The following is an 8547-nucleotide window of genomic DNA, read 5'->3' as shown; positions in this document are numbered from 1 at the left end:
TTTCCTGTTAGACTAGTGAGCCTTTGGAAAAGGCTCACTAGTCTAACAGGTCAGCAAGCGAAGCGCGATAGGGGTTTTAAATAAAAAAGTCTCAATTTATTTTGTCCGTTTTCTTGACGTAGTACCACATGGGGACAACTAAGGCTTGTATTAAGTTCTTTTTGTCCTCATGAAAGGTCCATGAGGACAACTAAGGCTTGTATCAAGTTCTTTTTGTCCTCATAAACGGTTCATGCGGTCAACTTTGACGTAGTTCCTGACCAATCTGTCCTCATCATTCTTCAAGCACTTTGACAATTCTTTGTGAAATAAGAAGATTCTTTTTAAGCTCCCTAGGTAGATTAATCGACATCAATTCTTTTAATCTTTATGAAATTGCTTACCCCGTTTTCAACAGTCCTTAATCCTCGGTCTATAAAACTATAAGGATCAAAGGTTTCTATATGACCATCCAACTGTTGCTCAAGCATGTCACAAAGCATACTTGAGACTTTGCACAAGTGGTCAATAACGCCAATTAATTGTAGTTCAGAAACACCGACTGTTGTTGTTGTATTTGCATGTGTAACTTGGTACAGAACACGATTTATCCTGGCGTTGAGTTCTTTAGTGTCATCAATAGTAAACTTATCCTTTAAACTTGCCATAGATTAATGCCTCCTAAAGAGTTATTTACAGTTAAAGTTATTCATTAGAAGGTGAGTATAGAATGCTATGGTAGAATCCTTTACAAGGAATTAACAAACGTAATGAAAGGTAAGACAGTAAAACATCCATAAAAAAACATCTGGCTGAGTACCGGATAAAATAAGAGGGGAAATACTTGTATGAAGGGGACGTTAGTATAATGTAAAATCCCAAATAATGAAAAATCGGTTACTATGGAGTAGTAAGAAATAAAATACTGATTGCCAATGCAAGTTAAGGGTGTTTACACTTTTGAAACGATATGTAAGTTTTTTCACAAATGGGAGCAAAAAGAAGGTAAAGCAGAGGGTTACTATGAAGTGGATTTAACTTATTTTCTCTAATAAAGCAGCGGAGGAAAGTTCATCCTTTTTACTTGATTGAACTAATGAGGAGGCCAATGTATTTGCATAATCAATTAATTCCATATTGGGTGAACAGTAATAAGGAGCCTTCCAATTAAAATCACCTTCGTCTGTTGCTGGATAGATACTCACTTTCCAATGATAATAAATTTGGGGTTGTGGCAGCTGTACTCCTTCCACAGCAATCAGCCAATGGGTAAAAGGTTTGACAGAACAATAGGCATCGGACTTTTGTAAAGATTGGAGGTCATTTATACCGATTGGAATTAATGCCTTTTCATAAAAATCATGATAATTTGGAGTTTTCATCTATATTACCCTCCCTTATAGGTATATCTATATTATATGAAACCATACCCCCATATTTGTGTGATATTTGTTAAAACTTTTCAAAAAATTATAACTTTTTCACTAAATTATCACAATTACACCTTACTGTAAATAAATGTTTTGTAAAAGTGACCTGTATCACTACATTCTCAATCAGTTGTTAATATACTGAACTCACAAATACAATATAGAGGTGATGGAAATGAGCAGCTGCATGAGTGGTTTTGGCGGTCCGGTCCAGGGAGAGTTAAGCCAAGGTATTGCCCGTTTAAAAAGTGAACATCCTCCATTGAGAGAGAGAATGGATGGATTGTATAGTTTAACACAAAAAATTGATCAAGGAATTGAAGTAGAAGGAAATTTTCATGAATTAATCATAAAGGTCAAAGAGTTTAAGGGTGAATTGGATCCACTGTCTGAAAGAGAAGAGGGTGTTCTATTTCCCATGATGGGAGCTTATATAGGTACTACTTCTGGGCCAATAGCTGTAATGGAGTATGAACATGATCAGGCAAAATCTAATATTGGTGCCTTCCTTGATAAAGCAGAAGTTGGGGAATCGACAACTGATGAAAAGAAGAAACTAGCTGAATTAGTTCAAAATGCATACTTTATCTTAACTGATCACTTTAACAAGGAAGAAAATGTATTATTTCCAATGGCTGAAAGAATGCTTTCCGATGTGGAAAAGGCTGAATTATTACAGAAGATCAAAGAGATTTAAGAAAAGGATGGGCAGTGCCATCCTTTTCTATTTTTGGGGAATGGAACCCCATGACATCATCCTCGTTGATTCCATTCCCAAACCTTTTGATCACTTGGAAGCAGGAAGGCGATTAACCCCAATAATGGAAGGACGCCCAACCAAGTGATCATGGACTGCAATCCAACCCAGTCAGCAATCGATCCAAGTCCTACTGAGCCTATGGCTCCCATTCCAAACGCTAGACCCACAGTTAAACCGGACATCGTACCAATCTTGCCTGGAACTAACTCCTGGGCATACACAACCGTAACCGAAAAACTTGTCATTAGGATAAACCCTGTAAGAATAAGGAAGAAAAAGGCTAATGTTGGCGGTACATGCGGAATCAGAATCGAAAAAGGAACAGTCGCTAACATGGAAAAGGAAATGATGTTTTTCTTTCCGAAACGATCCGAAAGCGGACCGCCAAAAAAAGTCCCAATCGCACCTGCTACTAAGAATGCAAATAAAAATACTTGAGATTCCTTAATGGATAAAGCATACTCTTTGATAGCAAAGAAGGTATAGAAGTTTGTAATTCCGGAAGTATACCAAGTTCTTGCAAAGATTAACAACAAAATTAATGCCAATGTGATTTTAACTTCTCGTGACAAGCCCTGGCCTTTTTCTTTATTTAAATCCTTTTTCTTTACTCGCGGAGCATTTAGCAATCTTTGTTGATACCAGTTTGCGATATAAATGAGTAAGATCACCGCAATTGCAGCCACTATGGTAAACCAAGATGCGCCAATTTGCCCGAGGGGAACCAATACTAGTGCTGTAATCACCGGTGCCAATGCCTGACCAGTATTACCCCCAACTTGATAAATAGATTGTGCGAGCCCTCGTCTGCTTCCTGCAGCCATATAAGCGACCCGGGAACCTTCAGGATGGAACACGGCTGAGCCAAGTCCTATGAAAATGACGGACAGGACAATAAGTCCAAAATTCCCCGCAAATCCTAATCCAAGGATACCGAATAAAGTAAAAGATAGACCGATTGGCAGAGCAAAGGGCATGGGTTTTTTGTCTGTATAAAAACCGACGACTGGCTGCATAACTGACGAAACCATATTTAAAGAAAAGGCTATGATTCCTAACTGGGTAAAACTTAATCCCATTGACTTTTCTAATATGGGGAACATTGCCGGTACAACTGCTTGAATGGCATCATTCAATAGATGGCAGAGGCCGATAATAAACAAAATTTTGAACATGGTTGATTCCGAGGCTTTTGAATCCTTTGCAGATAAAGCAGCTGGTTGACTCATATAATCCCTTCTTTATTTGTATTGTTTTCCCTATCTTACTACTTATTTACTAAAATAAAAAACAATTATTTCTATTTTCGAAATTAAAAATTAATAATATTTAGAAAAGATGATACAGGGGAGAGTTTGACATAGGCTAAAAAATTTTTTATAATTAATTTTGAAATCAAGATAATTTATTGGATGAACTCTTACCCAATCTTATCAAAACTTAAAAGGATGAGTTTCTTATGGAAAACGAATCAGTTGAAAAGTCATTAAAATTATTTATAGTCCTCTCTAGAGCATATAAAGCGATTAATGAACATGTAAATAAAGCTATTCAGGCAAATGGTTTGAATCCAACCGAATTTGCGGTGTTAGAGCTTCTTTATCATAAAGGTGATCAGCCAATGCAGCAAATTGGCGGAAAAATACTTCTTGCTAGTGGCAGTATAACCTATGTAGTCGACAAACTCGAACAAAAAGAACTTCTAAGAAGAATTGCCTGTCCAAATGACCGTAGGGTAACATATGCTCAAATCACAGAGCAAGGAAAAGCATTTATTGAAGAGATTTTTCCCGAACATGCAAAACAAATTGATACACTTATGTCAAGACTTTCTGAATCTGAGAAAACAACTGCTATAGAGCTACTGAAAAAGGTAGGAATTCCGGCAGGAAAGTTTTAATACGGCCATTGGTCGTATTTTTTTATTGGAGGAATATTATTAATAGTGTCGAATGGAAAGAATTGAAACAACCGGAAAGGGGTTTATGAAATGAGCTTTGAAAGTTATACATATATAAGACCAAATTTAGACGAAGTTAGGGCCAAGTTTGATAAGGTATTGGAAGGCTTTAAACATGCAGATACAGTCGAGGCACAAAGCCGGTTTATGGAAGAAATTAATCAGTTGAGAAATGATTTAGGCACAATGTTTAATCTTTGTTATATCCGCCACTCTATTGACACAAATGATAAATTTTATAAAGAAGAACAAGATTATATGGACGAAATTCAGCCAGAAGTGGAGGGTTTAGTGACAAAGTACTACCGTGCATTGGTTGACTCGAAGTTTCGTCCCGAGTTAGAAAAAAAGTGGGGAACCCAACTTTTTGCCCTAGCTGAAGGACAATTAAAAACGTTTAAACCTGAAATTGTTTCATTACTACAAAAGGAAAACCGTTTGTCCACTGAATATACAAAATTGCTCGCCTCAGCTAAGATTCATTTTGAAGGTGAGGAAAGAACACTTGCCCAAATAGACCCATTCACTGAATCTAAGGATCGTGACATGCGAAAAAAAGCAAGTGAAGCGAAATTTGGATTTTTTGCGGAACATGAAGAACATCTAGACCGAATTTATGATGATTTGGTCAAAGTAAGGACAGAGATTTCCCAAAGATTAGGGTTTAAAAACTTTGTAGAGCTTGCTTATTATCGTATGATGAGAACCGATTATGATGCAAAAATGGTGGCAAACTTTCGGAATCAGGTGAAGGATTTTATTGTACCGATAGCTACTAAATTAAAGGAACGGCAACAAGCAAGAATAGGTGTCGACCAATTAAAATATTATGATGAGGGTTTTAATTTTCAATCAGGAAATGCTGTTCCAAAGGGTGATCCGAAATGGATTATTGAAAATGGACAAAAAATGTACGAAGACCTTTCTAAAGAAACAGGGGTTTTCTTTAGCTATATGCAGGAAAATAATTTAATGGACCTAGTTGCCAAGAAAGGAAAAGCGGGAGGTGGCTATTGTACATTTATTGAGAATTATAAGGCTCCTTTTATATTTTCAAATTTTAACGGAACATCCGGTGACATTGATGTCTTAACACATGAAGCAGGCCATGCATTCCAGGTATACTCAAGCCGTCATTTTGAGATACCAGAATACTACTGGCCAACCTATGAATCAGCTGAAATACATTCGATGAGTATGGAATTTTTTACATGGCCATGGATGGAATTATTTTTTAATGAAGATACCGACAAATATAAGTTTACGCATCTCAGCGGGGCCTTGTTATTCCTTCCTTACGGGGTTTCTGTAGATGAGTTCCAACACTGGGTCTATGAAAATCCTGCTGCCACTCCTGCGGAACGGAAACGTCAATGGCGGGAAATTGAGAAGAAGTATTTACCGCATAAAGATTATGATGGAAATGTCTATCTTGAAAACGGCGGCTTTTGGCAGCGACAAGGTCATATTTATAATTCACCATTTTATTATATTGACTATACGCTTGCACAAATTTGTGCCTTCCAATTCTGGAAGCGGTCAATAGAAAACAGGGAAGAGGCATGGGCAGATTATGTAAAGCTTTGTAATCTTGGCGGCAGTCTATCTTTCACAAAACTTGTTGAGGCAGCCAACCTAATCTCGCCGTTTGAAGATGGATGTGTTGAGTCCGTTGTTGGATTCATCGAGGAATGGTTAACTTCAGTAGAGGATCAAAAATTATAACTAAAAAGCGAAGCCGGGAGTGGCTTCGCTTTTTAGTATTAGTTAACTGAAACAGCTTCAGAAACAACCCTTAGTTGTCCATTATCTAGAATAGTTACTAATTTATTAGCATCAGGATCTTCTAAGATAAAGTCTGCAATTTTATCTTCAAGCTGTTCTTGGATGACCCTGCGGAGCGGACGTGCACCAAACGCTGGATGATATCCGAGTTCAGCTAATTTCTCTTTAGCCTCTTTCTTAATGCTTAATTCAATGTTCTGTTCCTTTAATGTTTCCTGTAATTCGTGGACCATTAAATCGACAATTGACAAGATATGTTCCTTATCAAGAGTATTAAACTCAATAATGCTGTCGAAACGGTTTAGGAATTCCGGCTTAAAGAAGCTGCCAAGGGAGTCTAGGATGCTTGCCTCTTCAATTGCATCGCTAGCTCCAAAACCTACGTGGATAGTTTTATGACCTACGCCTGCGTTACTTGTCATAATAATAACGGTATCTTTAAAGCTTACCACTCTACCTTGACTGTCGGTAAGACGGCCGTCTTCAAGAATTTGCAGGAACATATGCTGAACATCTGGATGTGCTTTTTCAATTTCATCTAACAAAATAATGCTATATGGATTCCTGCGGACTTTCTCCGTTAATTGTCCTGCCTCATCGTGGCCGACATAGCCTGGAGGAGAACCAATTAATTTAGAGACACTGTGTTTTTCCATATACTCGCTCATATCGAGACGAATCATCGAATCCTTGCTGCCAAATAATTCTTCGGCCAGCGTTTTTGTCAGCTCGGTTTTACCTACCCCAGTAGGACCTACGAATAGGAAGGAACCAATCGGACGTTGCTTTGATTTTAAGCCTGCACGGCTGCGTCTAATTGCTTTAGCTACTTTTTTCACAGCTTTATCTTGACCGATTACCTTTTTATTAAGGTTAGCTTCTAATTCACGCATCTTCAGCTGTTCGTCTTGCTGGAGTTTACCGACTGGAATTTTTGTTTTTTCTTCAATGATTTTTTGAATATCAGAAACTGTAACAACAGGTCTAGTTCCAGTTGAGTCGGCATTTACTGCTTTTTCAAGTTTTGTTTCCTCATCTCGGAGTAGAGCTGCTTTTTCATAATGTTCATTTTTAAGTGCTTCTTCTTTTTCAAGAGCAATCTCTTTTAATCGTTTTTCAACTTGTTCAGTGTTTTTGTAATCCGATGTTAGATTTAATTTAGAACCAGCTTCGTCAAGCAGATCAATGGCCTTATCAGGTAAGAAGCGGTCTTGAATATAGCGTTGTGACAAATGTACACAAGCGTGAAGAGCTTCTTCAGAATAAGTGACCTCGTGATAGTCTTCATATTTCTTTTGTAGACCTTTTAAAATTTCAATTGCTGCTTCTGGAGTCGGCTCAAGAACATGAACCGGCTGGAACCGGCGTTCTAGGGCAGAGTCCTTTTCAATTTGACGGTACTCTTTTAAAGTTGTAGCACCGACAACCTGTAACTCGCCTCTGGCAAGGGCTGGTTTTAAAATATTCCCTGCATCCATTGAACCTTCAGCGGATCCGGCGCCAACAAGTAAGTGAACCTCATCAATAAAGAGAATAATATTTTTTCGTTCCTGTAATTCGGAAATTAACTGTTTCATTCTTTCTTCAAATTGACCACGGATACCGGTATTTGCAACAAGTGAGGCAACATCTAATAAGTAAACCTCTTTATTGCGTAATTTGCCGGGAACATCTCCACGGGCTATTTTCAACGCTAGACCTTCAGCAATCGCCGTTTTTCCGACACCAGGCTCACCAATTAAGACTGGATTATTTTTATTTCTTCTATTTAAAATCTCAATTATACGTTTAATTTCTTGATCACGACCAATGACAGGGTCAATTAAACCTGCCTTTGCCATTGTACTAAGGTTTCGTCCAAACTGATCAATAAAACCGTTATGGGAATGATCCATCGTCTCTTCAGCGTGTGGGAATCCTTTTGCGATAAAAAAGTTATCAAATGGAAAGTTAGGAAATGAATTCATGTTTGAACCAAATCCTGCACCTAGAGATTGCTTTTCTTTTGCGTAGCATTCGTGGCAGAGTTTCATTTCCTTACGTTGTCCATTAATATTCAAACTTAATTGTACATTGGCCTGATTTTGCTGGCATTGTTGACAAAGCATAAGCAAATTACCTCCTATTTTTATCATTAATTTGACTTTGACTATCTTTGACCTTATGACCATAGTATACTCTGACCTTTTTTGACTTTCAAGTAGTTTGTTTAAAGAAATCATTTCCAAATACAAAAGCGGAAGCGCCTTGATCAGGGGCGATATAGGGAGATTTATCGACTGGCAAGTAAAGCGAAGCCAGCGATTAGTCTCCCTTAATGCGTACATAAAGCGGTAGCTTTCTGTAGCCAGGCATAAGTCGATACGGCGAGAAGGCTGCTCTTTAGCCTTCTTGACGTATTGACCTAAATGTGGAGGCGACTGTCCTGGGACGAAGGCATAAGACGCACCCTGCAAGAAGGCGCTTTTGCCTTCTTCAGGGGGGGCTTGACTCGAGTCCCAAGGAGCCGCAACTGGATAAGCTCATGACCCCGAGCCCCTAGGCGCTGGAGCTAGACGTGTCTAAACGTAAATCTATTTCGTAAATACGAAAAAGCTCGTCTTTGTTTGTCCCTTCTCACATATATTGATGAT

At 38.2% G+C, this 8547-nt stretch carries 7 protein-coding genes; 3 read left to right on the top strand and 4 right to left on the bottom strand.

Annotation, left to right across the window (positions count from 1 at the left end; translation table 11 throughout):
- Positions 1 to 341: 341 nt before the first annotated feature.
- Positions 342 to 647, bottom strand: a complete 306-nt coding sequence (locus M3226_RS10705; RefSeq protein ID WP_251565122.1) for a hypothetical protein — start codon at positions 645 to 647, stop codon at positions 342 to 344.
- Positions 648 to 1013: 366 nt separating this feature from the next.
- Entirely contained in the window at positions 1014 to 1361 is a 348-nt protein-coding gene (locus tag M3226_RS10700; protein ID WP_251565120.1) for a hypothetical protein, read from the bottom strand.
- Positions 1362 to 1584: 223 nt separating this feature from the next.
- Here M3226_RS10700 and M3226_RS10695 point away from each other — a divergent pair, with 223 nt between their 5' ends.
- Complete coding sequence (locus M3226_RS10695; protein ID WP_251565118.1) at positions 1585 to 2106, top strand: hemerythrin domain-containing protein; 522 nt, start codon at positions 1585 to 1587, stop codon at positions 2104 to 2106.
- A 56-nt stretch (positions 2107 to 2162) separates the two neighbouring features.
- Here M3226_RS10695 and M3226_RS10690 read toward each other — a convergent pair whose 3' ends face one another.
- On the bottom strand, positions 2163 to 3398 hold the full coding sequence (locus tag M3226_RS10690) for an MFS transporter (RefSeq protein ID WP_251565116.1): 1236 nt from the start codon (positions 3396 to 3398) through the stop codon (positions 2163 to 2165).
- Between the two features lie 230 nt (positions 3399 to 3628).
- On the opposite strand from M3226_RS10690, the gene M3226_RS10685 reads away from it, so the two are divergent.
- A complete protein-coding gene (locus M3226_RS10685; protein WP_251565114.1) occupies positions 3629 to 4069 on the top strand; it encodes a MarR family winged helix-turn-helix transcriptional regulator in 441 nt (146 codons plus the stop codon).
- Between the two features lie 90 nt (positions 4070 to 4159).
- On the top strand, positions 4160 to 5854 hold the full coding sequence (locus M3226_RS10680; RefSeq protein WP_251565112.1) for a M3 family oligoendopeptidase: 1695 nt from the start codon (positions 4160 to 4162) through the stop codon (positions 5852 to 5854).
- Positions 5855 to 5892: 38 nt separating this feature from the next.
- Here the strand turns inward: M3226_RS10680 and M3226_RS10675 are convergent, their stop codons facing one another.
- Positions 5893 to 8022 (bottom strand): ATP-dependent Clp protease ATP-binding subunit, encoded by a 2130-nt coding sequence (locus M3226_RS10675; protein WP_251565110.1) that lies wholly within the window; start codon positions 8020 to 8022, stop codon positions 5893 to 5895.
- Positions 8023 to 8547 lie beyond the last annotated feature (525 nt).

It is taken from the genome of Neobacillus cucumis, from assembly GCF_023715505.1.
Note: the sequence above shows the minus strand (reverse complement) of the source record. Positions and strands in the feature narration are given on the sequence as shown.

What these genes read in the sequence shown, in the direction of transcription:
- M3226_RS10705 (WP_251565122.1), bottom strand. Translation starts at nt 647, where the DNA reads ATGGCAAGTTTAAAGGATAAGTTTACTATTGATGACACTAAAGAACTC.
- M3226_RS10690 (WP_251565116.1), bottom strand. Translation starts at nt 3,398, where the DNA reads ATGAGTCAACCAGCTGCTTTATCTGCAAAGGATTCAAAAGCCTCGGAA.
- M3226_RS10680 (WP_251565112.1), top strand. Translation starts at nt 4,160, where the DNA reads ATGAGCTTTGAAAGTTATACATATATAAGACCAAATTTAGACGAAGTT.
- M3226_RS10675 (WP_251565110.1), bottom strand. Translation starts at nt 8,022, where the DNA reads ATGCTTTGTCAACAATGCCAGCAAAATCAGGCCAATGTACAATTAAGT.
- M3226_RS10700 (WP_251565120.1), bottom strand. Translation starts at nt 1,361, where the DNA reads ATGAAAACTCCAAATTATCATGATTTTTATGAAAAGGCATTAATTCCA.
- M3226_RS10695 (WP_251565118.1), top strand. Translation starts at nt 1,585, where the DNA reads ATGAGCAGCTGCATGAGTGGTTTTGGCGGTCCGGTCCAGGGAGAGTTA.
- M3226_RS10685 (WP_251565114.1), top strand. Translation starts at nt 3,629, where the DNA reads ATGGAAAACGAATCAGTTGAAAAGTCATTAAAATTATTTATAGTCCTC.